At 69.6% G+C, this 24,179-nt stretch carries 19 protein-coding genes; 12 read left to right on the top strand and 7 right to left on the bottom strand.

Annotated features, from left to right (window positions below; genetic code table 11):
• Positions 1–45: 45 nt before the first annotated feature.
• From ACGFNV_RS39560 to ACGFNV_RS39540, 5 genes are all read right to left on the bottom strand, one after another.
• Positions 46–777, bottom strand: coding sequence for a hypothetical protein (locus tag ACGFNV_RS39560; RefSeq protein WP_393629553.1), 732 nt, complete (start codon positions 775–777; stop codon positions 46–48).
• Positions 774–1,853, bottom strand: coding sequence for a glycosyltransferase family 2 protein (locus tag ACGFNV_RS39555; protein WP_393629551.1), 1,080 nt, complete (start codon positions 1,851–1,853; stop codon positions 774–776). Before ACGFNV_RS39555 ends, ACGFNV_RS39560 begins: the two co-directional genes overlap by 4 nt.
• Positions 1,854–1,915: 62 nt before the next feature.
• Entirely contained in the window at positions 1,916–2,572 is a 657-nt protein-coding gene (locus ACGFNV_RS39550) for a TylF/MycF/NovP-related O-methyltransferase (protein WP_393629549.1), read from the bottom strand.
• A gap of 534 nt (positions 2,573–3,106) precedes the next feature.
• Positions 3,107–4,633 carry a cellulose binding domain-containing protein gene (locus ACGFNV_RS39545; RefSeq protein ID WP_393629547.1) on the bottom strand — a complete coding sequence of 509 codons (1,527 nt, stop codon included), beginning with the start codon at positions 4,631–4,633 and terminating at the stop codon, positions 3,107–3,109.
• Positions 4,634–4,843: 210 nt separating this feature from the next.
• Complete coding sequence (locus tag ACGFNV_RS39540) at positions 4,844–6,163, bottom strand: radical SAM protein (RefSeq protein WP_393629545.1); 1,320 nt, start codon at positions 6,161–6,163, stop codon at positions 4,844–4,846.
• Positions 6,164–6,337: 174 nt separating this feature from the next.
• Between ACGFNV_RS39540 and ACGFNV_RS39535 the strand changes: the two genes are divergently transcribed.
• From ACGFNV_RS39535 to ACGFNV_RS39485, 11 genes are all read left to right on the top strand, one after another.
• A complete protein-coding gene (locus tag ACGFNV_RS39535; protein ID WP_393629543.1) occupies positions 6,338–7,582 on the top strand; it encodes a D-arabinono-1,4-lactone oxidase in 1,245 nt (414 codons plus the stop codon).
• Positions 7,583–7,725: 143 nt separating this feature from the next.
• Entirely contained in the window at positions 7,726–8,967 is a 1,242-nt protein-coding gene (locus tag ACGFNV_RS39530) for an ROK family transcriptional regulator (RefSeq protein WP_133932335.1), read from the top strand.
• A 294-nt stretch (positions 8,968–9,261) separates the two neighbouring features.
• Positions 9,262–10,518 carry an ABC transporter substrate-binding protein gene (locus ACGFNV_RS39525; protein WP_393629756.1) on the top strand — a complete coding sequence of 419 codons (1,257 nt, stop codon included), beginning with the start codon at positions 9,262–9,264 and terminating at the stop codon, positions 10,516–10,518.
• Positions 10,519–10,538: 20 nt separating this feature from the next.
• Positions 10,539–11,504, top strand: coding sequence for a carbohydrate ABC transporter permease (locus ACGFNV_RS39520; protein ID WP_393629541.1), 966 nt, complete (start codon positions 10,539–10,541; stop codon positions 11,502–11,504).
• An 8-nt stretch (positions 11,505–11,512) separates the two neighbouring features.
• The gene (locus ACGFNV_RS39515; RefSeq protein ID WP_393629755.1) at positions 11,513–12,397 is read left to right on the top strand and encodes a carbohydrate ABC transporter permease; all 885 of its coding nucleotides are present in this window, start codon (positions 11,513–11,515) and stop codon (positions 12,395–12,397) included.
• Between the two features lie 12 nt (positions 12,398–12,409).
• Positions 12,410–15,301 (top strand): glycoside hydrolase family 2 TIM barrel-domain containing protein, encoded by a 2,892-nt coding sequence (locus ACGFNV_RS39510; RefSeq protein ID WP_393629539.1) that lies wholly within the window; start codon positions 12,410–12,412, stop codon positions 15,299–15,301.
• Positions 15,298–16,467: an MFS transporter gene (locus ACGFNV_RS39505; protein WP_393629537.1), complete on the top strand. Its 1,170-nt coding sequence runs from the start codon at positions 15,298–15,300 to the stop codon at positions 16,465–16,467. Before ACGFNV_RS39510 ends, ACGFNV_RS39505 begins: the two co-directional genes overlap by 4 nt.
• Entirely contained in the window at positions 16,464–17,474 is a 1,011-nt protein-coding gene (locus tag ACGFNV_RS39500) for an ATP-binding cassette domain-containing protein (protein WP_393629536.1), read from the top strand. Before ACGFNV_RS39505 ends, ACGFNV_RS39500 begins: the two co-directional genes overlap by 4 nt.
• A 68-nt stretch (positions 17,475–17,542) precedes the next feature.
• Positions 17,543–18,277: an ABC transporter permease gene (locus tag ACGFNV_RS39495; RefSeq protein ID WP_393629753.1), complete on the top strand. Its 735-nt coding sequence runs from the start codon at positions 17,543–17,545 to the stop codon at positions 18,275–18,277.
• Between the two features lie 5 nt (positions 18,278–18,282).
• Positions 18,283–19,083, top strand: a complete 801-nt coding sequence (locus ACGFNV_RS39490; RefSeq protein WP_393629535.1) for an ABC transporter permease — start codon at positions 18,283–18,285, stop codon at positions 19,081–19,083.
• 155 nt (positions 19,084–19,238) lie between these two features.
• Positions 19,239–20,243: a sugar ABC transporter substrate-binding protein gene (locus ACGFNV_RS39485; protein WP_393629533.1), complete on the top strand. Its 1,005-nt coding sequence runs from the start codon at positions 19,239–19,241 to the stop codon at positions 20,241–20,243.
• A 43-nt stretch (positions 20,244–20,286) separates the two neighbouring features.
• Here ACGFNV_RS39485 and ACGFNV_RS39480 read toward each other — a convergent pair whose 3' ends face one another.
• Together ACGFNV_RS39480 and ACGFNV_RS39475 are read right to left on the bottom strand one after the other, a co-directional pair.
• A complete protein-coding gene (locus tag ACGFNV_RS39480) occupies positions 20,287–21,282 on the bottom strand; it encodes a LacI family DNA-binding transcriptional regulator (RefSeq protein WP_393629751.1) in 996 nt (331 codons plus the stop codon).
• 132 nt (positions 21,283–21,414) lie between these two features.
• The gene (locus ACGFNV_RS39475) at positions 21,415–22,707 is read right to left on the bottom strand and encodes an MFS transporter (RefSeq protein WP_393629531.1); all 1,293 of its coding nucleotides are present in this window, start codon (positions 22,705–22,707) and stop codon (positions 21,415–21,417) included.
• Between the two features lie 91 nt (positions 22,708–22,798).
• Between ACGFNV_RS39475 and ACGFNV_RS39470 the strand changes: the two genes are divergently transcribed.
• Positions 22,799–23,881 (top strand): endo-1,4-beta-xylanase, encoded by a 1,083-nt coding sequence (locus ACGFNV_RS39470; RefSeq protein WP_393629530.1) that lies wholly within the window; start codon positions 22,799–22,801, stop codon positions 23,879–23,881.
• The last annotated feature ends 298 nt before the right edge of the window (positions 23,882–24,179 follow it).

Genomic DNA, 24,179 nt, shown 5'->3' with positions numbered 1-24,179 from the left:
TCCTCCTTGCCAATGGCGTGTGCACTGCTTGTTGCATACTGGCCCTCAGCCGGTGAGGTTCCTCTTGACCCACGCGGGGACATCGAAGGAATTCTCCTCCCAGCCGTGCACCCAGTGATGGAAAACGGGCTGCGGATTCGCCGGGGACGGCTCGACACTCACTCCCTCCGGAGATCCCTTGATCTCCGAGTAGAAAGCCTGGAGCGTGTGGCTCATCGGCACCAGCCGGAGTCTTCGGTCAACGAATCCGACGCTCTTCAAATAGCGAGTGAACTCGTGGACTCCCGCCAGGAAAAAAGAGGCGTGTTGGTCCTGCCCGTGCAGGTTCGATGCCACCCATTCAAGAAATCCCAAGTTTATCTTGTTGTGTGCGACACCACCCTGCAGGCCGTTGGCAACGATGTCGTTCGTGTCATCGATGACGCCGGTCCACTCGAAATCGCTGTTCTGGTTCAGCCAGTCGTCGAGTTGCCTTGGGTGGACCACGTGCATGTCCCAGTCGAGCCACCAGCCGCCGTGGCGGTCGATCAGTAGATTGCGCAGGACGTCGCTGAGATCCCCGAAATTGCGACACCGCGGCATCAGGTGAAGCGGGGCATCGCTGTCGTAGGTTCCCATGATGCTCGGCAAGTCGTCGAGCGTCAGCAGTCGGTACTCGTAGGCGTACCGTCCGGCAAATTCTGAGACGCTTGACATCGAATCCCGGCACAGCGGGGGGACGGCCGCAGGGTCGTGCGCGAATTGAAAGATCCGCCGAGGGATCGGCGCAGCCTTCATGAAGCGCCGTTTCCCTTCCACCACTCGTCCTCGATCAGCCAGCCGTACCAGGTTCGTCCGGTCGCCTCCCAGCGCAGGGCTGGGTCGGCCTCGGTCGATTCCAGTGATCCGGAGGACCCCACGATGGATCGAAGAATGATCTCCGCCCCGTCGGACGACACAACTACGAGCCGGCGAAGGTCTTCGGCCGTCGCCCGGCCGATCAGAACGAATCCGAGATCCTTGTCCCAGCGAACCTCGAGGTCTGCGTCTTCCGCCAGGCCGGTGGCGGCGATGTTGACGGACGCGTGCGAAAGGTTCCTCACCTCGAGCTCTCGCACGTAGTCGAGGCCGGCACGCTGTAACAGGGCGAGTTTCGCCGTGCGGCGGTGAGCCTCGGTTCCGGAATCGAGAAACCGCCGCAGCACCTCCTGATCGGTGACACCCCGGTCCACCATGCCGGATGTGCTCTTGCGGTGCACGTTGTAGACGTAGGTGGGCTCGGCGGGAAGCGAGATGGGAACGCCGGAGGCGGTGAAACGCAGCCACAGGTCCCAGTCTTCGGCGTGACAGCAGGGACGGTACCCGCCGACCGCCTTGTACTCATCACGGCTGTAGAGACAGCCGACGCCGATGTAGTTGCCGGCCAGCATGCGATTGTACTGATCACCGGACTCCGGCAGCCGCTCCTGCACCGCGCGGGGGATGCCGTCCGTCTCCCCCTCTACCAGTATCAGTCGCCGTGGTGCGACGAGTCCGGGACGGCGCGCGTACGCGCGGGTCATGCACGCGACAGCGCCCGGTAAGAGCAGGTCATCGCAGTCGAGTTGAAGGATGAGGTCCGTATCGGCCGCTTCGACGGCCAGGTGCCGGGCGTGCCATACCGACCTCGTCCTCCTCCCCGTCTGTTCGCGACGGATCACTTGAAGTGGCAGGAGGCTGCCCCAGCGGGTCGCGCGATCGTAGGTGTCGTCCTCCGAATCGTCGTCGACGACGACGACCTTGTCCACGGGAACGGTCTGGGTGACGATCGAAGCCAGAGCCTTGTCGATGTAGTCCGCGCCGTTGCGGGCGGGGATGATAACCGCGATGGTCACTTGGGGGGTCAGCCCTTCGTCGAATTCTGAGGAAGCGGTTCATGACTGAGTCGATACGGCCGTCATGGCGAATGTACGTAGACGCCGAACGGCAAGTCGGTGTCGGTGATGACCGGGCGCACCGGCGAAGGGCTTCCGAAGAACTCGTCACAGGCCTGCTTGACCCCGGGAAATCCGTTCCACACGCGCGGGTGGGCTTCGACGTCCGCGTAGTCGTCGATAAGGATCACGGCCCCCGGACTCAGCCTCGGTACGCAATACCGCAGCCCCGTCAGGATGGAGTCGTGGAAGTCTCCGTCCAGATAGGCGAAGCAGATCCTGTCAGGTAGCTGCGTGGGCAGGGTGTCCTCGAACCAGCCGGGATGTATGACCGGCTTGCGCTTCTGCCATCTGTCGTGCGCCTGCACGACGTCCTCGACGCTGGCCGTCAGATCACCCTTGCCCATGAGATCCATGTCCACGGATCTCGGCTCCGGCATTCCCTGGAACGAGTCGTAGACATGGAGTGTGCGATCTGCCTCACCCACACTGTCAAGGACCGCGCGGGTCCAGAGCGCCGTTCCCCCTCGATAGCATCCGACCTCCACGAAGTCGCCGGGGATCTGGTCGAATGCGACTTGTAATACGTATGGAGTCAATGCGAGGACTCTCTCACGAGATGTCGTCTCGTCATGCTCGCGGAGGAGCCAGTCAAAGATGTCCGTTAAACGCACGCCCATGTCGAGTCCCGTCCCGGTACATCAGCAGCTTCGCTGTGACTCGGTTGCCGCGCCGGCCATCCGTCATATGCAGAGAGCATTGGATGGCCGCATTCATGGCCTTACATGAAAGGCAATCATCGATAGCCCTTCGATCGCGAAGTTGCGCCCCCCTCCTTGTGGAATCGTGAGGCGACAATCCGATTCCACCATACTCCGCCCCACTCAATCGGGTGTGAAGGTTCAGTAAGGGCTTTCCGTAAGGGTACGAACAAGTCTTCCATAGCCAATGAGGCATACCAGCGGCAGAGGGCGTCAGGATATTAGGGTCGATGCCGGTTCAGGGTGATATGCCTTTATCGGTGGATCATTGAGGTGTCTCTGCGAGCCTCGCCGACTGGTGGGCGGCGGGCTCACGACACGGCGCCCGCCCTCGTTTCGTTCTGGATCGCTTTCAGGGTCTGCCGCTGTGGCGGGCATCACTGAGCGTGATCGACGACTATGGGCACACCGATTGGATCATGCGCCGACCCGAACACCTTGACCTAGTGGACCTCAAGAAGCCCCGCAGTCCCGGCCGTTCAGCGTGAAGTCCACCGGTGCCGAGTTCGTGCCGTGCCAGGAGGCGAGGAAGCCGAGGGAGACGGAGCCGTCGGCCGGGACCGTCTTGTTGTAGTCGGCGGCGGTGGCGGTGACGCGGGAGCCGTTCTGGGAGGAGCTCGCGTCCCACATCTGGTTGACCTTCTGGCCGTCGCGGAAGGACCAGGCGAGGCGCCAGGTGTCGAGGGGCTCGGTGGTGGTGACGGTGACGGTGGCCTGGAAGCCGTCGGGCCACTGGTTGACGAGGTCGTACGTGACCCGGCAGGTCACCGGCGCCGGCTCGTGCTCGTGCTCGGTGGGCTGGGGGGCCGCGGGGGTGTCCTCGCCGCGGGCGGTGGGGGACGAGGTGCCCTGGGGCTCCGGCTGGGAGTGCTTGTCGTCGGCCTTGGTCGAGGCGCCGCCGCCGGGTGTGCGGCTGGGGCCGGGGGAAGAGGACGCGGAGGTGGTCGCCGACGGGGGCGTCTTGGCGAGGGACAGCGAGGGGCCGGGGTCGGCGACGGGCTGCCGGTCGGCGTCGGTGCCGCCCGCCACGTCGTCGCCGGTGCCGCCGAAGGGCATCATCGACACCGCCAGGGCCAGCAGGGACACCAGGACGGCGGCGACGAGGAGTCCGTTGCGCGCGACCCGCGCCTTGGCCGCCGCCGCGTGGCCCGCCTCGCCCTCCGGGTCCGGCCCGTCGGGGCGGCCGACGCCCAGGCGCACCTCGGCGGCCCGGCGGCGGCGCTCCAGGTAGGCGAGGCCGCCCCAGCCGATGACCCCGCCGGCGAGGGCGGCGGGCAGTCCCCCGCCGTGCAGTCGCAGGCAGGCGGCGGCCTCCGCGCACTCCACGCAGGTGGCGAGGTGCCGGGAGAGGTCCTCGGGGGTGTCCGCGCCGGGCGAGCGGGTCACCGCGTCGAGCAGGCGGACGTAGCCGCGGCACTCCGCGTCGAGCGGGGTGTCGAGGTGGTTGCGGTGACAGCGGTCCCGGAACAGGCCGCGCACCTGGTCGAGTTCGTCGGCCGCGGCGGCCGGGTCGATGCCGAGCCGGCGGGCCACCCCGGACAGCGGAAGCGCCTCCACCTCGGCCAGCCAGAGCAGGGCCGCGTCGGGCTCCTGCATGTCGCGCAGGCCACGCAGGGCGATGGGGCGGCTCAGGGGTGGACCGGTGTAGCGGGCGGCCTTGTCGGAGTTGAGCCACAGACGCAGGTCGGGGTCGAGCTTGTGCCCTTGGCCCGCGGCCTCCCAGGCGGCCGCCGTGGTGCGTACGGCGGTCAGGAGCAGGGGGATGCGGGGCAGGACGGGAGAGCGGCGGCCGGCACTCCTTCGCGTCCCGGCCTCGGCCTCGCGGGCCTCGCGGATGCCGAGCGCGAACGCCTCGCGGGCCAGCTGCTGGGCGGCACTCGAGCCGGAGGTGCAGAGGTCCGCGTAGGAGAGGACGGCGTCCCAGCACTCGGAGAACAGCGAGGCCTCGGTGGCGTCCTGAGGGGTCGGCAGGTCGGGCATGAGTCTCCTGCATCCACAAGCGAGGTCAACTCGCCATAGCGGCAATGGAGTTGGGGGGACCCTCGCGGCAGGGCCAGAGCCTTTCACGTCTCCGACACAACTGACAAGCGGAGTGTTCAAATCCAGCGGTCGCCGAAGCGGCCGGCGGTCGGAGTGTACGACCGCCGGCCCGGACCCGACACCCTGCTGTGCCCTGTGGGCCGTGGCGGACTACACCTCGACCGGCTCCTGCGCCGGGAGGCTGTCCATGAAGGAGCTGACGGAGAAGACCGCGCGGCCGGGGCCGGGCGGGCCGTAGCCGGGCGGGGAGGACAGGCCGAAGTCGTCCATGGTGGCCCGGTAGGCCTCCAGCAGGCGGATGTGGTACTCCAGCGGCGCGCCCTGCGGGTTGGCCTTGCCGAGCGGGGTCGTGGGCTCGGGGCACCAGGTGGTGAAGCGGGGCGTGATGCCGTGCGACATGAAGAACCGCAGGCCCTCGGTCGTCGACGCGATCGCCTCGTCGACCGTGGTGAAGCCGAACGGCTCGGCCATCTCCACGCCCGCCACGAAGTTGGGGATGACGTTGCGGGCGCCGAAGACCTCGGCGGAGTCGAGGATGCGCTTGTGCCACTCGTCGCGGCCGACGTAGCGCTCCTTGCCGGGGCAGTACAGCTCGAACAGGCGACGGTCCCACACCTCGTAGTTGGGGTGGTAGATCTGCACGCCGTAGTCCTTGAACCGCTGCACGTCGTCGCGCGGCAGCGCCTGGGCGACGACCTTGCCGATCCACCGGCCGGGGAAGCGCTCCTCGATGGCCTTGGCGTAGTGCCCGTAGAAGTCGGCCTCGTCGCGCCCGGCGACCGTCTTGGTGATGGCGCCGCCGGTGAGGGTGTAGGCGGTGGAGGCCTTGGCGGTGTCGTAGCGGTCGATGATCTCGAGGGCCTCCAGCACCTCCTCCACGTCCTTCACACCGGTGTACGGGCGCCCGGCCGCCTTGTGCTGGCGCCAGTTGTGGTTGATGTCGCAGTACTGGCACTCCTCCTTGGCGCCGAAGTACTGGCAGACCCGGAAGACGGTCAGATAGATCAGGTAGCCCCACTGGATGGTGGGGGCCACCTCCATGACCGACTTTCCGTTGGAGAGGGTGTGCCGGTAGTACTCCGGCATGGGCGGCACACCGACGTCGGAGATCCGCTTCCCGTCGAGGTACAGCCCGAGCATGCCGTCCTCGTCGGCGGCCACGCGGTAGGGCGAGGACGGGTTGACCCGCACGGAGACGACGGTCCGCCGCAGGTCGTAGGGGCCGCCGGTGAGGATGATCTCCTCCGGCGGGCGCCTGAGGGCGGCCTCGCCGAGTTCGGGCAGGGTGCCGTGGTCGAAGGAGAAGATGAAGTACGACTTCGGCTTCACCTCGCCGTTCTCGTTGTCACTGAGTGCCGACGCGTCGAAGGCGACACCGCCGCGCAGCAGGTCCTCCTTGAAGACGGCTTCCCGCGGTACGTGCGGAAAGCGCTCCATCAGATCCTCGACCAGCTCGGTGCGGCTGCCCATCCGTCTCTCCTCCCGGCGTCAGACGTACGACTCCTCACGGTATGCCTCCGCGTGTGCGGGCGTGGGGGCGGGGCCCGGCGTGGCGCCGAGGGGACTCGGGCGTGAGGGCCCTGCCGCCGACGGGATAGGTTCCGGCAGGAAGAGCCGGAACCCGAGGGCCCTGGAGGCGACCGCATGGCCGAGACCGTGACGAACTGGGCGGGCAACATCACGTTCGCGGCCAAGGAGGTGCGCCGGCCGGAAACGCACGACGCACTGCGCTCGCTCGTCGCCGAGAGCGGGCGGGTGCGGGTGCTGGGCAGCGGGCACTCGTTCAACGAGATCGCCGAGCCGGGCGCCGAGGGGGTGCTGCTGTCGCTGGACGCCCTGCCGGCCGAGGTCGACGTGGACACGGCGGCCCGTACGGTTCGCGTGGGCGGCGGTATCCGGTACGCGCAGCTGGCCCGGCGGGTCCACGGGCACGGTCTCGCACTGCCCAACATGGCGTCCCTCCCGCACATCTCGGTGGCCGGTTCGGTGGCGACCGGCACGCACGGGTCGGGCGTCGCCAATGGCCCGCTCGCGTCCGCCGTACGCGAGGTGGAGATCGTCACGGCGGACGGTTCGACGGTCACCGTCGGCCGGGGCGACACGCGTTTCGGCGGTGCCGTCACCTCCCTGGGCGCCCTCGGGGTCGTCACCGCGCTCACCCTGGACCTGGAGCCCGCCTTCGAGGTCGAGCAGCACCTGTTCACCGAGCTCCCCCTGGAGGGGCTGGACTTCGAGACGGTGGCGGCAGCGGCGTACAGCGTGAGTCTGTTCACCGACTGGCGTGCGCCGGGCTTCCGGCAGGTCTGGCTGAAACGGCGCACCGACCAGCCGCTGCCCGCCTTCCTGTGGGCCGCGCCGGCGACCGAGGCGCTGCACCCGGTGCCGGGGATGCCCGCGGTCAACTGCACGGAGCAGTTCGGGGTGCCGGGGCCGTGGCACGAGCGGCTGCCGCACTTCCGTGCGGAGTTCACCCCGAGCAGCGGCGCCGAGCTCCAGTCGGAGTACCTGCTGCCGCGCCGGTACGCCGTCGACGCGCTGCGAGCGATCGACGGCATCCGGGAGACGGTCGCCGCCGTCCTGCAGACCTGCGAGGTGCGCACGGTCGCCGCCGACGAGCAGTGGCTCAGCCCCTCCTACGGGCGGGACACCGTGGCGCTGCACTTCACCTGGGTGGAGGACACCGCGACGGTGCTGCCCGTGGTGCGGCGGCTGGAGGAGGCGCTGGACGCCTTCGAGGCGCGGCCGCACTGGGGGAAGGTGTTCACCGTGCCCGCCGAGGTGCTGCGGGGCCGCTATCCGCGGCTCGGCGACTTCCGGGCGCTGGTGCGGGAGCTGGATCCCGCGGGTAAGTTCAGCAACGCGTTCGTGGCGGACATCCTCGGCCACTGACAGAAGCCGAGGCGAGATGGCGGGGGCGACTTAATAAAACCCCTTTCCTAACCCCTTGTCGAAAGGCGGGCCGCGCCATAGCCTTGCCGCGCGCCGGTGCCTTCGTGGCCCCGGCCCGGCATGAAAGGGATGGGGCCACTCCGGTGAAGCGCACATCACGCGACATCCGCACCGCGAACCGCTATGAGGTGCTGCGCCAGATCATCGCCACGTCCCCCACGTCGCGGCAGGAGCTGGCGGCCGCCACCGGGCTCAGCCTCGCGACGGTCGCCACCCTCGTCGGCGAGCTGCTCGACCTGCGCATGATCACAGAGGTCGGGTTCGAGGACTCGGCGGGCGGCCGGCCCCGGGGCCTCGTGGCCGTCAACGCGTCGGGGGGCGCGTTGATCGGCGTCGACATCGCGGAGACGTACGTCCATGTGGAGCTGTTCGACCTGGGGCTGACCGTGCTGGCCCGGGCCGAGGAGGACATGCGGCCCGGCGAGAGCCGCCCGGAGCAGGTCGTCGGCCATGTCGCCGCCGCCGTCGGCTCGGTGGTCGCGCAGGCCGGGGTCGAGGCGGCCCGGGTCCTCGGCGTCGGCGTGAGCGTGCCGGGCCAGGTCGACCGCACCACCGGCATCGCGGAGTACGCCCCCAACTGGGACTGGCACGACGTGCCGCTGCTCGACCTGCTCTCCGAGCACATCGCCTACCCCCTGTACCTGGACAACCCGTTGCGCGCCTGCGCCGTCGCCGAGCTGTGGTTCGGGGCCGCGCGCGGACACGGCGACGCGGTGGTGGTCAACCTCGGCACCGGTGTGGGCGCCGGGCTCGTCCTGGGCAGCGGGCTGCACCGGGGCGTCAGCAACAGCGCCGGCGAGTGGGGCCACACCACGCTCGTGCTGGACGGGCGCCTGTGCCACTGCGGCAACCACGGCTGCGTGGAGACGTATGTCGGCGCGCCCGGGATCATGCTGAACCTGCGGGAGCTCAGTCCGCAGAGCCCGCTGCTGCACCCCGAGGACCAGACGGCCACCATCGACGCCCTGGCCCGCGGGGTCGCCGCGCACGACCCGGTGGCGGTCAAGGTGGTGCGTGACACCGCCCGCTACCTGGGCGCCGGCATCTCCGACCTGGTGAACCTGCTCAACCCCGAGGTGGTCGTGCTCAGCAGCTGGGTCGCCGGCCGGCTGGGCGAGCCCCTGCTGAACGAAGTGCGCGACGCCGTCGCCCGGCACGCGCTGCGACGGCCGCTGGCCGCCACCGAGATCGTCCTCTCCCCGATCCCCACCGACCCGGTGTGCCTCGGCGCGGCCACGTTCGCGCTGGAGGGCTCGCTCCAGTCCGTCGGGCAGAGGTCCGCCAAACGCATCCCCGCGAGGAGCCGCACCGGACCATCCTCATGACGCTGCGACGGCGGCCCCCAAGGGGCCTGGAGCACCGCGCAGCGACCCCCTGACCGAGGGCCGCCGGCCCCTGACCCGGTGGTCCTCATCCCCCCGCACCAACCCCCGACGAACCCCGCGTTCGTCATTTCGAACCGGACACAACGTTTCGCGCAGACTTCGTCCAACCCCTTGCCGAAGCCTTAGCCGAAGGTTAACGTCCCGCACCGCAAAGCAATTTGAGCCACCGGCCGCTCGGCCGTGGAGCCGTGAGCCGTGAGCCGTACTCGAGACAAGGACGTCGCCATGTCGGCAATGAGCAACAGCAACTGGTCCCGCCGGTCCATCTTCCGGGCCGCCGCGGGCATGGCCGCCGCGGGCACGCTCGCCGCGTGTGGCGGCAACAACGGGCGTGGCGGAGGGTCCGGTTCGGGTGTCCAGCTGAACCAGTACTTCCACGCGTACGGCGAGGCGGGCACCGAGCAGGCCATCAAGAAGTACGCGAAGGCCTACGACAAGGCCAACGTGACCACGCAGTGGATCACCAGCGCGGACTTCGAGAGCAAGCTGTTCGCCACGCTGCTCACCAAGAACGCGCCCGACCTCTTCGAGTTCCACCCGCAGATCCAGATGGTCAAGAGCGGCCAGGTGGCGGACCTGACCGACATCATCGACCCGGTCAAGAGCGACTTCAACCCGGCCGACATCAAGTCGCACACGGTCGACGGGAAGATATACGGCGTCCGGATGATCGACGACCCGCAGTTCTTCTTCTACCGCAAGTCGATGCTGGAGAAGGCCAAGGTCGACGTGCCGACCACGCTCGACGAGCTGATCGAGGCCGCCGCCAAGCTCACCACCGGCAAGGTCAAGGGCCTGTACATGGGCAACGACCTGCACGGCGTGATCAACCCGCTGATCTGGTCGGCCGGCGCCGACACCCTCAACGAGAAGAACGAGATCGCCTACCACACCCCCGGCGTCATCGAGGGCATCAAGAAGATGCGCAAGCTGTTCACCAGCGGCGACCTTCTCCTCGGTGCTCCGACCGACTCCTGGGACCCGTCCTCGTTCAACCAGGGCCTGTGTGCCATCCAGTGGTGCGGTATGTGGGCGATGCCGGCGATCCAGGACGCGCTCGGCGACGACTGGGGCATCTTCCCCTTCCCGAAGACCGTCGACTCCGGCAAGCAGTCGGTCTACAACGGCGGCTGGTCGATGTTCGTCAACGCCAAGAGCAAGAACGTCGACGCGGCCAAGGAGTTCGTGAAGTGGCTGTGGATCGACCAGAAGAAGTACCAGGAGGAGTGGGCCACGTCCTTCGGCTTCCACATCCCGCCGCGCACCTCGCTCGCGCAGTCCGCCACCAAGCTCAAGTCGGGCACCGCCGCTGAGGGCGTCAAGCTCTTCAACGAGTTCGGGCACTTCGACAACATCGGCTGGACCCAAGCCATGATCACCGCCCTCGAGGACGTCTTCGCCAACTCCGTCCGCAAGAACATGGACCCGGACGCCGCCCTCGACAAGGCCGACGCGGCCGTCAACCGCGAGCTCAAGAAGCTCTTCGGATAGACCGCGGGACGGACCACGACATGTCGACGACCGAGACGCGCGACCTCGCGCGCCCCGCCCCGGCGAAGGCCTCACCGGCCAAGCCGCGGCGGGGGCTGCGGGGCAGCCCCACCTTCAACTTCTGGCTCTTCAGCGGGCCGTTCCTCATCGGCCTGGCGATCTTCGTCTACGCGCCGATCCTCTGGAGCCTCTGGCTCAGCTTCTTCGAGGCCCGCTTCACCGTCACACCCGACAAGTTCGTCGGCTTCGAGAACTACACGTACATGCTGACGAACGACGACTTCGTCGGCTCGCTCGTCACCTTCACCGTGTTCGCCGCGTTCATCGTGCCCACCACCTGGGCGCTCTCGCTGGGCCTGGCCCTGTTGGTGAACCGGATGCGCTTCATGCGGGCGTTCTTCCGCTCGGTCTTCTTCCTGCCGACCGCGTGCAGCTATGTGGCCGCATCGCTGATCTGGAAGATGTCCATCTTCAGCGGGGTTCGCTTCGGCCTCATGAACACGGTCCTCGGCTGGTTCGGGATCGAGAACATCGCCTGGCTGGCGGACCCCAACCCGCCCTGGTACTGGCTGGTCATCGTCACCGCGCGTCTGTGGCTGCAGTCCGGCTTCTACATGATCCTCTTCATCGCGGCGCTGCAGAACATCCCGGGCGAGCTGTACGAGGCCGCCTCCATCGACGGCGCCAAGCCGGGCTGGCAGACCTTCCGGTACATCACGCTGCCCCAACTGCGCGCCACGTCCACCGCGGTGATCCTGCTGCTGCTCATCGCCGCCTACCAGGCCTTCGACGAGTTCTTCAACCTGCTGTCGAAGACCACGTGGGGTCGTCCGCCGCTCGTCGAGCTGTACTACAAGGCCCTGGGCGAGAGCCAGGACTACGGCTCCGGCAGCGCGGGCGCGGTCATCCTGACCGTACTGATCTGTGCCGTGACCCTGCTCCAGGGCAAGTTCATGGGCTTCGGAAGGGGGGACGAGTCCAAGTGACCACCACGATGCCCGAAGTGGAGAAGACCGCGCCGGAGACGGGCAAGCCCCGCCGCGACAAGCGCGGTGGCGGCGTGATGAGCTCCACCGGCCTCTACATCGCCACCGGGATCGCCGCCTTCTTCTTCCTGGTCCCGTTCTACCTGCTGGTCCGCAACGCCCTCTCCACCGACGCCGAGATCACCGGAGAGAACTGGAAGTTCTTCCCCACGAACATCCAGTGGGGCAACGTCAAGGAACTGTTCACCGACGAGACGGTCCCCTTCGCCCAGTCCCTCTGGAACTCGGCGATCGTGGCCACCCTGCACACCATCGGCGTCCTGCTGGTGTGCTCCCTCGCCGGCTACGCACTCGCCCGCATCCCGTACAAGCACGCCAACAAGGTGTTCTACGCCGTTCTGGGGACCCTCATGGTCCCGACCGCCGTCACCTTCGTCCCGAGCTTCGTGCTGGTCTCGTCGCTCGGCTGGGTGGACACCTACCGGGGTCTCATCATCCCGGGCCTGTTCAGCGGTTTCACCTGCTTCCTGTTCCGGCAGTACTTCCTGGGGTTCCCCAAGGAGCTGGAGGAGGCGGCGCGCGTGGACGGACTGGGCTACTGGGGCGCGTACTGGCGCATCGTGGTGCCCAACTCGCTGAACTTCTTCGCGGCGATGGCGACCATCACCTTCATCAACGGCTGGAACTCCTTCCTGTGGCCGCTGGTCATCGGCCAGGACCCGGGTTCGTGGACCGTCCAGGTCGCGCTCTCGAACTACATGACCAACCAGACCGTCGTCTTCCATCTGATCTTCATGGCCACCGCCTTTTCCATCCTGCCCCTGGTGTTCGTGTTCCTCTTCCTCCAGCGCTGGCTGGTGCAGGGGATCGCGCAGACCGGTATCAAGGGCTGACCGAGGAGACCGATGTCTTTCCGCACGACCGCCGTCGATTACGTCGAGGACGTCTCGCCCGGCAGCGGGGCCCTTCCGCCCCGCGCCTGGTACGCGTCCTCGGACGCGAAGTCCCTGACGCTGAACGGCAGCTGGCGCCTCCGCGTGTCGGCGACCATCGACGCCGAGGACGACTCGTTCGCCGAGGAGGGCTACGACGCCGGGGACTGGGCCGAGGTCACGGTTCCCGGGCACTGGGTCCTGCAGGGCGACGGGGCCTTCGGGTCGCCCATCTACACCAACCACCTCTACCCCTTCCCGGTGGACCCGCCGCACGTCCCGACGGAGAACCCCACCGGTGACCACCTGCGGGTCTTCGACCTGCCGGCGGACTGGCCCGCGGACGGCGGTGCCGTCATCCGCTTCGACGGCGTGGAGTCCTGCGCCCGGGTGTGGCTGAACGGCACGGACATCGGTGAGTTCAAGGGCTCCCGGCTGCCGCACGAGTTCGCGGTCGGGCACCTGCTCAAGCCCAGCGGCAACGTGCTCGCCGTGCGGGTCCACCAGTGGTCGGCGGGCTCCTACCTGGAGGACCAGGACCAGTGGTGGCTGCCCGGCATCTTCCGGGACGTCACCCTGCTGCACCGCCCGGCGGGCAGCGCCCTCGACTTCTTCGTGCACGCCTCCTACGACCACGTCGGCGGCGAGGGCACCCTGCGCGTCGACTCCGACGTGGACGGCCGGGTCACCGTGCCGGAGCTGGGCATCGACGTCGCCACCGGCGAGTCGGTGACGGTCCCCGTCCAGCCGTGGACGGCGGAGACGCCCCGCCTCTACGACGGCGTCCTCGCCACCGAGGGCGAGCGGGTGCCGCTGCGGATCGGCTTCCGTACGGTCGTCCTGGAGGACGGCCTGATCAAGGTCAACGGCAAGGCGGTCCTGTTCAAGGGCGTCAACCGGCACGAGTGGCACCCCGAGAAGGGCCGCGCCCTCGACCTGGAGACCATGCGTGCGGATGTGCTGCTGATGAAGCGGCACAACGTCAACGCCGTGCGCACCTCGCACTACCCGCCGCACCCGGCCTTCCTCGACCTGTGCGACGAGTACGGCCTGTGGGTGATCGACGAGTGCGACCTGGAGACCCACGGCTTCACCGAGCAGGCCTGGCGCGACAACCCGGTCGACGACGACCGCTGGACCCCGGCCCTGCTCGACCGTGCCGCCCGCATGGTCGAGCGGGACAAGAACCACCCGTCGGTCGTCATCTGGTCGCTGGGCAACGAGGCCGGCACCGGCCGCGGTCTGACCGCGATGGCCGAGTGGATCCACGGCCGCGACGCCTCGCGCCTCGTGCACTACGAGGGCGACATCGACTGCCGTGACACGGACATGTACTCGCGGATGTACGCGAGCCACGCCGAGGTCGAGCAGATCGGCAAGGAGCTGGACGGTGGTACGCACAAGAGGCGTGAGCTGCCCTTCATCCTCTGCGAGTACGCGCACGCCATGGGCAACGGCCCCGGCGGCCTCGTCGACTACCAGCGGCTGTTCGAGACGTACGACCGGCTCCAGGGCGCCTTCGTCTGGGAGTGGATCGACCACGGCATCAAGCACGCCGAGCTGGGCTTCGCCTACGGCGGCGACTTCGGTGAGGAGCTGCACGACGGCAACTTCGTCTGCGACGGGCTGCTGTTCCCGGACCGCACCCCCTCCCCCGGCCTGGTCGAGTTCAAGAAGGTGATCGAGCCGGTCGCCTTCGAGGGCGACGGCTCCGACGGCACGGTGCGGGTCCGCAACAAGCAGGACTTCGCCGACCTGTCGGCGCTGGCCTTCGAGTGGTCGTACCAGGTGGACGGCGAGACCGTCGAGGCGGGCAGCCTGTCCGTGCCGGCGCTCGCGGCCGGCGAGTCGGTCGACGTGAAGCTGCCCGAGCCGCCCGCGAACGCGCGCAGCGGCGAGGCGTACTGGACGGTGCGGGCCGTGCTCGCCGAGGACACCGCGTGGGCGGCGAAGGACCACCCGGTGGCCTGGGGCCGGTTCGCGGTGGCCGCGCGGCCGCTGCCCTCGGTCCCGGCAACCGACGGGCCCGTCCCCGGCGACGGCGTGATCACCCTCGGCCCGGCCTCCTTCGACGCCCGCACGGGTGCGCTCAGGAGCATCGGCGGGGTCGAGGTGACCGCTCCGCGCCTGGACGTGTGGCGGGCGACCACCGACAACGACGACGGCGCCGCCTGGCAGACCGACATCCGCTACGGCGAGCTGTGGCGCAAGTTCGGCCTGCACCGCATGCGGCACCGCATCGGCGCGGTGGAGCTCTCCGACGACGCGCTGACCGTGCGGACCCGGGTGGCGCCCGCCGCCTGGGAGTTCGGTCTGGTGACGACGTACCGCTGGACCTCGGACGGCACCCGGCTGAAGCTGACGGTGTCCGTGGCGCCCGACGGCGACTGGACGGTGCCGCTGCCGCGGCTCGGCGTCCGGCTCGGCCTTCCCGCAGCCGACCGGGTGCGCTGGTACGGCGGCGGTCCCGGTGAGGCCTACCCCGACACCAAGCAGGCGGCTCAACTGGGCCGTTGGGAGTCGACGGTCGACGATCTGCAGACGCCGTACGTGCGTCCGCAGGAGAACGGCGCCCGCGCCGACGTCCGCTGGGTGGAGGTCGGCGGCCTGCGGATCGAGGGCGACCCGGAGTTCTTCTTCAGCGCCCGCCGCTGGACGACCGAGCAGCTGGACGCGGCGCGGCACCGCAGCGACCTCACGGCCGGTGACACTGTGTGGGTCAACCTCGACCACGGCCAGCACGGCATCGGCTCCCAGTCGTGCGGCCCGGGCCCGCTGCCGCAGTACTACCTGCGCGCCGAGCCCGCGGAGTTCTCGTTCGTGTTCTCGCCGATCGACAGGGAAACCACCTCGGAGACCCGTTGACCGACACGGTCCTGGGCACGTCTGCGGCCGGCCGGCTCTTCAGCCGGCCGGCCGCGGTCGCTTCCTGCGTCGGTTTCGTCCTCATCGGCATGCTCCAGGCGCTCTACGGCCCGTCCGTCCCGGGCCTGCGCGAGGAGTACGGCCTGTCCCCCTCGGCCGCCGGACTCGGCCTGAGCCTGCACTTCGCGGGTGGTGTCGCCGGAGTCCTCGCCTTCAACGCCGTGCACGCCCGGATCAGCAACAGGACGCTCCTCGCGGCGAGCTACGGCCTCATGGCGGCGGGCGGCGCCGGTTTCGCGCTCGCCCCGAACTGGCCGCCGGCCCTCGCCGCCGCCTTCCTCTGCGGCCTCGGCTTCGGCGGCATCGACTACGGCCTCAACCAGCTCTTCGCGGTCGGTTTCGGCGAGAAGTCCACGGCCATGCTGAACGTCCTCAACGCCCACTTCGGCATCGGCGCGGTGCTCGGCCCGGCGGTCGTGGCCTGGGTCGGCCCCGACGGGTACGCGTACGCCTTCGGGGCGTGCGCGGTACTCGCCACGGCACTGGCGGTGCTGGGGTCGAACGGCGTACGGACACCGCGCGCGGAAGACGGGCCGAGCGTTCCCAGCCGCGGACTCGGGCTGCCCCGCGTCCTGGTCGGCTTCCTCGCCCTGTACATCCTGAACGTCGCCGTCGAGGCGGGCGTCGGCGGCTGGGAGCCCACCCATCTGGAGACCGTCGGCTACGGCGCGACCGCGGCCGCGTCGGCGACCTCGGTGTACTGGCTGATGATGACGGCGGGCCGCTTCCTCGTCGTCCCGCTCACGCTGAAGCACTCCCCCGAGCGCATCCTGACGGTCTGCGCGGCCGGAATGACAGCATGTCTTGTTCTAGCCCTTGTAAAAGGTGTGGCGCCGGTGGCCTACGCGGGTGTTGGGTTGTTCATCGCACCGGTCTTCCCCACCGGCCTGCCATGGCTCAACCGCGCCCTTCCGCAGGCGAGCCGGGCCGGTGCCTGGGTGATCGCCGCGTCGATGGTGGGCGGCGTCGCCGCCCCGCCGCTGCTGGGCGTGGGCATCGAGGCCTCGGGCATCCAAGCGGTACCCCTGCTGCTCGCCGGCCTCTCCGCGGCCTCCCTGGCAGCGACCGTCTGGCTGATCACACTGACCCGGAGGTACGCCGAGTGACCGGCAGCATCGAAGTCCGCGGTCTGTCCCGCACCTTCCACACGACCGTCCGCCGTCCCGGCTTCGCCGGTGCGCTCAGATCCCTCGTCAATCCGGAGCGGGTCGCCAAGCACGCCGTCTCCGACATCACCTTCGACGTGGCGCAGGGCGAGCTCCTGGCCCTGCTCGGGCCGAACGGTGCCGGGAAGTCCACGACCATCAAGATGCTCACCGGCATCCTCACCCCCACCTCCGGCTCGGCGCGCGTCGCGGGCGTGGTGCCGTACGAGGAGCGCGAGCGCAACGCCCGTAACATCGGGGCGGTGTTCGGGCAGCGCACCCAGCTGTGGTGGGACCTGCCGGTGCGCGAGTCGTTCGCGATCCTGCGGGACATCTACGAGGTGCCGAAGGCCGCACACGCGGCCCGGCTGAAGGAGTTCGACGAGCTGCTCGACCTGTCGTCGTTCTGGGACACCCGCGTCCGCCACCTCTCGCTCGGGCAGCGGGTGCGCTGCGACCTCGCGGCGGCGCTGCTGCACGACCCGCCCGTGGTCTTCCTCGACGAGCCCACGATCGGCATGGACGTGGTGGTCAAGGAGCAGGTCCGGGAGTTCCTGCGCCACCAGGTCACCGAGCGCGGCCGCACGGTGCTGTTGACCACGCACGACATGACCGAGGTCGAGCGGCTCGCCGAGCGGGTCGTCCTGATCAACCACGGCCGGCTCGTCCTCGACGGTTCCCTCGACGAGATCCGCGGCCGGTTCGGCTCGACCTGGCAGCTGCGGGCGACCCTGGCCGACCCGCACACCGAGATCACCCCCCTTCCGGGCCTCGCGGTGGTGCGGCGGGAGGGCCCGCAGGTGGTGTTCGGGCCCGAGGGCCCGGGCCCGGACGCGCTCTCGGTGCACCAGGCGCTGAAGCTGGTCGTCGAGCGGTACGAGCTGACGGGCGTCGCCATCGACGAGGCGGACCTGGAGGACGTGATGCGGGCCGCGTACGCGCAGGCGGAGGCGGAGGCGGCACTGTGACAGCGCTCCTGCACGCCTGGCGCGTCGGCCGGGTCACCCCGCTCGGCGAGCTGCACACCCCGCCCCGCATGACCGCGGCCCTGCTCCGGCTGACCGTGCAGATCGTGCTGGTGGCCTCGCTGTGGCACGGCCTGTACGCGGCGACGGGCACGACCGCTGGGCTCGACCGCGACCAGGCGGTCACGTACGCCGTGCTGGCCGTCCTCGCGTCCCGGCTGCGGGAGATCGACCAGTACGCGGGCCGTGACACCGTCATCCAGCACGTGCACTTCGGCACGATCGTCTACTGGTACCTGCGCCCGCTGCCGCCCCAGCGCTACTACGCGCTGCGCGCCCTGGGCGAGCAGCTGTACGGGCTGGCCTGGTCGCTCGCCGGATACGCGGTGTGTCTCGCCGTCGGGGTCGTGCAGCCGCCCGCCTCGGCGGCCGTGGCGGGGGTGTTCGCGCTGAGCATGCTGCTCGGCCAGTGGGTCCTGTACTACGTCATGCTCGTCATCGACCAGCTGTGCTTCTGGACGCTGCGCAACGGCGCCGCGATTCTCATCCTGATCTTCGCGCAGAACCTGCTGTCCGGGGTGTACGCGCCGCTGTGGTTCTTCCCGGACTGGTTCATCACGCTCAGCTCCTTCCTGCCCTTCCAGGCGACGCTGAGCGTGCCGCTGTCGCTGTACGTGGGCCGCATCCCGCTCTCGGACGCCGCCTTCCAGCTCTCCGTGCAGGCCGGCTGGATCGTCGTGCTGGCCCTGATCACCCGGTTCCTGTGGCGGCGGGCCGCCCGCCGTGTCATCTCCCAGGGAGGCTGAGGCCCGTGAACGCCGTCCGGATCGCGTGGCGCGTCACGCGTCTCAACTTCCGCGCCCAGCTGGAGTACCGCTCCGAGTTCCTGATGATGATCGCGGTCGGCGCGATCTGGCAGGTGTCGGTGCTCGTGTTCGCCACGGTGCTGCTGACCCGGTTCACCGCGATGGGCGGCTGGGACAGCTCGGACGTCCTGCTGATCCCGGCGACACGCATGCTCGCGCACGGGCTGTTCGTGCTGGTGCTGGGCCGGGTGCACGCGCTGGGCCGGTTCATCCAGGAGGGCGTGATCGACACGTACCTGGTCCGTCCGATGCCGGTGCACCGCCAGGTCCAGCTGCAGTTCTTCCCCACCAACGCCATCGGCGACCTCACGGTGGCGGCCGGCCTGATGGTCGGCGCGATCGCCCGCAGCGACCTGCACTGGACGCCCGGCCGGATCACGTACCTCGTCGCCGCCGTGCTGGGTGGCATGCTCCTGGAAGCCGCCCTGTTCACGGTGGTGGCCTGTGCTTCGCTGCGCTTCCCGGCCGCCGACTACTGGGGCCGCTGGCTGGAGGAACTCCTCGGCACGTTCGGCAGCTACCCGCTGAACGTCCTGCCGAGGGCGGTGGGCGGCCTGCTGACCTACGGCCTTCCGCTCGCGTTCGTCGCCTACTTCCCGGCCGCCGTCCTCACCGGCCACGGTCACGACACCCTCGCCCCGTACTGGCTGGCGGCCGCCTCCCCCCTCGTCGGACTGCTCGCCTACCTGGCGGCGCGGCTGCTGTGGAAGTGGAGCCTGAACCACTACACGGGCGTCAACGGGTGACGCCCGACCACATCCGCCTTGTTGGAACGTCCTGACAAACCCATTGACACCGTCGGCGGGCGGTTCCATAGTACGTGCCACTAGAGCGCACTAGTAAAGCGCTCTAGCGGGCCCCGGCGCCCCACCCTCCCCCAGCACAGCGAGGTGCCACGGACATGTACAGACATCGCCGAGCCGCTACCCTGACCGCCACCGTCCTCGTCGGCACGCTGTTCGCGGCCGGCTGCTCCAGCAGCTCCGGGGGCAAGAAGTCCGAGGAGGGCGGTGGCGCCGCAGCGGCGGGCAAGGCCACCACCCCGCGCATGACGGTGGCCATGGTCACCCACGCCTCCCCCGGCGACACGTTCTGGGACCTCATCCGCAAGGGCGCGCAGGCCGCTGCGGCCAAGGACAACATCAAGCTCGTCTATTCGTCCGACCCGAACGCCGGCAACCAGGCCAACCTCGTGCAGAACGCGATCGACCAGAAGGTCGACGGCATCGCGCTCACCGCGGCCAAGCCCCAGGCGATGAAGGACGTGATCGCCAAGGCCAGGACGGCCGGCATCCCGGTCGTCGGCTTCAACTCCGGGGTGGGCGACTGGAAGGAGCTCGGCATGCTCGAGTACTTCGGCCAGGACGAGAACATCGCAGGCCAGGCGTTCGGGCAGCGCCTGAACCAGCTCGGCGCCCAGCACGCCCTGTGCGTCATCCAGGAGCAGGGGCAGGTCGCCCTGGAGGCCCGCTGCGCCGGCCTGAAGAAGGGCTTCAGCGGCAAGACCGACATCCTGTACGTGAACGGCACCGACATGCCCTCGGTGAAGTCGACGATCACCGCGAAGCTCAAGCAGGACTCCTCGATCGACCAGGTCGTCACCCTCGGCGCCCCCATCGCGTTGACCGCCGTGCAGTCGCTGTCCGACGCGGGCGCGAAGGCGAAGGTCGCGACCTTCGACCTCAACAAGGAGCTGGTCAAGGCCGTCCAGGACGGCACGGTCGAGTTCGCCGTGGACCAGCAGCCCTACCTCCAGGGCTACCTCGCCGTGGACGCGCTGTGGCTGTACAAGACCAACGGCAACTTCAGCGGAGGCGGCACCGCACCCGTCCTGACCGGCCCGGCCTTCATCACCAAGGACAACGTCGACACGGTCGCCGGGTTCGCCGCGAAGGGAACGCGCTGACCGCGCGGCCGTCCCGGCCCAGCGGGCCGCCGCGCACCGGCGCTCAGCGCACCGGCGGCGGCCCGCTGGTCCCGCGTACCACCAGCTTCGGGTCCAACACCGCTTCCCGCGGCTCCAGTTCAGGCCTTTCCAGGCGCTCCACGGCGAACCGTACCGCGTGCTCCGCCATGAGCACCGCGTCCTGGCGGACGGTGGTCAGGCCGATCGGCATCAGGTGGGAGAGGTGGCTGTCGTCGTATCCGACGACGGACAGGTCGCGCGGGACGTCGACGCCGGCCCGGGTCAGGGACATCAACAGGCCCATCGCGCTGCGGTCGTTGCCCGCGAGGACCGCCGTCGGCAGCGGCTGCCCCTGGTCGCGCTCCGCCAGCAGGAGCCGGCCGGCCTCGATGCCGGACCGCTCCGTGTGGTCGCCGGGGAGGACCCGCATCCCGGACTCCAGCCCGTGGCGCCGCATCGCCGCCCGGTAGGCGCGCCGCCGCTCCGCCGAACCGGGACCGCGGCCCCCGTCGAGGTGCACGATGCGCCGGTGCCCGAGTTCGACGAGGTGGTCCATGGCCTGCCGTACGCCCTTGCCCTCGGCGCTGTGGACGAAGTCCACGCGGGCCCCCGGGGCGCGACGGCCGACCGAGACGGTCGCGGCGCGGTGACCGAGTTCGTCGAGGTACGCCGGGTCCGCGTCGGGGGCCAGCAGGATCAGCCCCTCGCAGCGGTGGCTGAGCAGCGCCTCGATGGCCTTGGCCTCACTGCGGCCCAGGGTGGTGGCGGAGAGCAGGACATCGTAGCCGAGCCGTTCGGCCTCCGGGTAGATCCCCTCGATGAGGTCGGTGTGGAAGGTCTGGTGGACGATGAACATCACGCCGAGGGTGCGGCTGCGGCCGCGCGCGAGCAGCCGGGCCGCGCTGTCGGGGCGGTAGCCGATCTCGTCGGCGACCCGCAGCACCCGCTCCCGGGTCTCCTCGCTCGCCCCCGGCTGGTTGCGGAACACGATCGAGACGAGCGCCCGGGAGACACCGGCCTTCTCGGCGACGTCCGCCATCGTGGGCCGCTGCTTCCCCGACGCATCCACCTGTGCTCCCACCCTCCGACGCCGTCCATGAGATGTGAACCGGGGCCATCGTACTCGGGCTGGAGCGCTCCAGTAGCGCGCTGCAGGAGGGGCATCCGCCGGTCAGGACGTGGGTGAGCGGCGGATGGGGGTGAACTGTGCGACCAGGGCGATCAGCACGCAGGAAGTGCCCGCGACGAGGGCCACGGGTGCGGTGCCGTGGTGCTCGGCCGCCCAGGTGAGGACGGCCGCGCCGACCGGGGCCGCCGCGTACTGAAGGGTCCAGAACGCCGAGGTGACCCGGCCGAGCAGCGGCTCGGGGGTGACCTCCTGACGCAGGGACATGGAGCAGGTGCCTGCGATGGCGACGCAGGCCAGGAAGACAGCGCTCAGGGCGGCCACCACGGGCACCCCACGTGTCCAGCCCAGTCCGGCGAAGGCCAGTCCGCACACGGCGGTCGAACCGCTCCAGGTCGCGCCGAATCCGAGCCGGCGGCGGATCCGGGCCACGAGCAGCGAACCGGTGACGGTGCCGAGCGCGCCGAGGGCCATCACGGTGCCGACGGTGCCGTCGTCGTGGCCGAGGTCGTGCTTGAGGTGGTAGATCACCAGGTCGGTGAGGCCGAGGGTGAAGAAGCTGAAGACGAACAGCAGGACGGTCAGCGTGCGCAGCACGGGGTGCCCGTACAGGAACCTCACCCCGGTCCGCAGGTCCTGCCACAGCCCGGTCCGGGCGGGAGTCCCCGGGTCGCCCTTCGGCTGCTCGTCGTCCGCGGGGCGCGGCCGCAGCCGTACGACGGCCAGGCAGGCCGCCGAGACGCCGAAGCTGGCCGCGTCCACGCCGACCGCGGCGGCCGGGCCGGTCCAGGCGGCGAGCAGTCCGGCACCCAGTGGTCCGAGCACGCCCGCCGCAGCCGCGGTCGCGTTGAGGCGTCCGTTGGCCTCGGTGAGCCGGGCGGTACCGACCAGGCCCCGCACCACGGTGACGTAGCCGACGGCGAACAGCATGCCGACGGCCTCGCCCAGCGGCAGGATCACGTACAGCAGCCAGACGTGCGGCCCGAAGAGCCACATCAGCGGGATCGCCCCGTAGAGCACCATGCGCACGAGGTCGCAGCCGATGAGCAGCCTGCGCCGGTCGACCCGGTCCACGACGGCCCCGGCGAACACCGCCGCCACGACCGAGGCCGCCCCGCCGACGGCCGTCAGCAGACCCATCCTGGCGATCGACCCCGTGGCCTCCAGCACCAGCAGGGGCAGCGCGATCAGAGCGAAGGAGTCGCCGAGGAAGGAGAGGGTCTGCGCGGTCCAGAAGACGCCGAAGTCCCTTTGCCGCCACAGCGGTTGAGTGAGTGACGGGTCCGCGTGCCGGACATGGTCGAGCGGCTCGTCCGCTTCACGTGCCTCATGCGTCACTTCGGTCCCTCCCCGGATTCCCGGCAACCCTATGCCGCCCGGTGACGACGTACGGCGGAAGCACCCGCACCCCCACCCCGCGAGGAAAGTCATGCCGCACGCGTCAGCAACCCACCGCCGCCACAGCCTCTTTCGCCCCCTCCTGCTCGCCGTGGCGGGCGCGCTGGTCGCCACAGCCACCCTCACGCTGCCCCACCTCACCCCGGACGCCTCGGCCGCGACGACCCTGCGGGGCTACGCCGACGGGCGCGGCGTGAAGATCGGCGCGGCGGTCGGTGACGGGCCGCTGACCTCCGACGGGTCGTACGCCTCCGTCCTGGACCGGGAGTTCAACTCGGTGACGGCGGAGAACGCGATGAAGTGGGACGCCCTGGAACCGAGCCGGGGCAACTACAACTGGGCGGCGGCGGACCGGCTCGTCTCCCACGCCGCCGCGCACCACCAGGGTGTACGGGGTCACACGCTCGTCTGGTACTCCCAGCTGCCGTCCTGGCTGAAGAACGGCGGCTTCTCGGCGTCCCAGCTGAACACGATCCTGAAGAACCACATCGACACGACCGTCGGCCGCTACAAGGGGAAGATCTACGCCTGGGACGTGGTCAACGAGGCGTTCAACGAGGACGGTTCGATGCGCGGCTCGCTGTGGCAGGACAAGCTGGGCACCGGCTACATCGCGAACGCCCTGCGCTGGGCGCACGCGGCGGACCCGGCGGCAAAGCTGTACATCAACGACTACAACACCGAGGCGGACAACGCCAAGAGCGACGCCCTGTACGCGCTGGCGAAGCAACTCCTCGCGCAGGGCGTGCCGTTGCACGGCATCGGTTTCCAGTCACACTTCACCGTCGGGCAGGTGCCGTCATCGATGAAGGCGAACCTGAAGCGGTTCTCCGACCTCGGCCTGGAGGTCTCCGTCACCGAGCTCGACATCCGCATCCCGATGCCCGCCTCCTCCGCCGAACTCGCCCAGCAGTCCACGGACTACAAGACGGCCACCGAGAACTGCCTGGGCGTGCCCCGGTGCGCCGGGGTGACGGTGTGGGGCGTCAGCGACAGGTACTCGTGGGTGCCGGGGACGTTCAGCGGCTACGGGGCCGCACTGCCGTACACCGAGAGCTACGCGGCGAAGCCGGCGTACACGGGGCTGTCGAACGGGCTCAACCCGAACGCGTGACCCAGGGCCTGTTGCCCTGGGGCCAGTCCGGCGGATCAGGTCGCAGGAAACCCACGGCGACCCATCAGCGCAGGTGAGCGGGACCTGGTGCGTTCAGCTGCAAGGCGGCGGAGGGAGTCGACGCGGAGCGTCGGCGACCGACGACAACGCGGCAGATGGGCGTGCCAGGCCCCGCGTCTACGGCATGATCCGCCGGACAGGCCCTAGTGACCTGAGTCGGAGATTCGTCGGCAGTAGGCGGCGACTTTGTCGAGGATCTCGTCGGCGGTTTTCGTCCAGACGAACGGCCGCGGGTGCT

Source organism: Streptomyces sp. NPDC048751, assembly GCF_043198595.1.
GTDB lineage: Bacteria > Actinomycetota > Actinomycetes > Streptomycetales > Streptomycetaceae > Streptomyces.
Note: the sequence above shows the minus strand (reverse complement) of the source record. Positions and strands in the feature narration are given on the sequence as shown.

Excerpts from the sequence above, each read along its gene's own strand:
- ACGFNV_RS39495 (WP_393629753.1), top strand. The coding sequence starts at position 17,543 with ATGACCGCGGCCCTGCTCCGGCTGACCGTGCAGATCGTGCTGGTGGCC.
- ACGFNV_RS39540 (WP_393629545.1), bottom strand. The coding sequence starts at position 6,163 with ATGGGCAGCCGCACCGAGCTGGTCGAGGATCTGATGGAGCGCTTTCCG.
- ACGFNV_RS39550 (WP_393629549.1), bottom strand. The coding sequence starts at position 2,572 with ATGGGCGTGCGTTTAACGGACATCTTTGACTGGCTCCTCCGCGAGCAT.
- ACGFNV_RS39560 (WP_393629553.1), bottom strand. The coding sequence starts at position 777 with ATGAAGGCTGCGCCGATCCCTCGGCGGATCTTTCAATTCGCGCACGAC.
- ACGFNV_RS39520 (WP_393629541.1), top strand. The coding sequence starts at position 10,539 with ATGTCGACGACCGAGACGCGCGACCTCGCGCGCCCCGCCCCGGCGAAG.
- ACGFNV_RS39480 (WP_393629751.1), bottom strand. The coding sequence starts at position 21,282 with ATGGCGGACGTCGCCGAGAAGGCCGGTGTCTCCCGGGCGCTCGTCTCG.
- ACGFNV_RS39470 (WP_393629530.1), top strand. The coding sequence starts at position 22,799 with ATGCCGCACGCGTCAGCAACCCACCGCCGCCACAGCCTCTTTCGCCCC.
- ACGFNV_RS39545 (WP_393629547.1), bottom strand. The coding sequence starts at position 4,633 with ATGCCCGACCTGCCGACCCCTCAGGACGCCACCGAGGCCTCGCTGTTC.
- ACGFNV_RS39535 (WP_393629543.1), top strand. The coding sequence starts at position 6,338 with ATGGCCGAGACCGTGACGAACTGGGCGGGCAACATCACGTTCGCGGCC.
- ACGFNV_RS39525 (WP_393629756.1), top strand. The coding sequence starts at position 9,262 with ATGAGCAACAGCAACTGGTCCCGCCGGTCCATCTTCCGGGCCGCCGCG.
- ACGFNV_RS39510 (WP_393629539.1), top strand. The coding sequence starts at position 12,410 with ATGTCTTTCCGCACGACCGCCGTCGATTACGTCGAGGACGTCTCGCCC.
- ACGFNV_RS39485 (WP_393629533.1), top strand. The coding sequence starts at position 19,239 with ATGTACAGACATCGCCGAGCCGCTACCCTGACCGCCACCGTCCTCGTC.
- ACGFNV_RS39515 (WP_393629755.1), top strand. The coding sequence starts at position 11,513 with ATGCCCGAAGTGGAGAAGACCGCGCCGGAGACGGGCAAGCCCCGCCGC.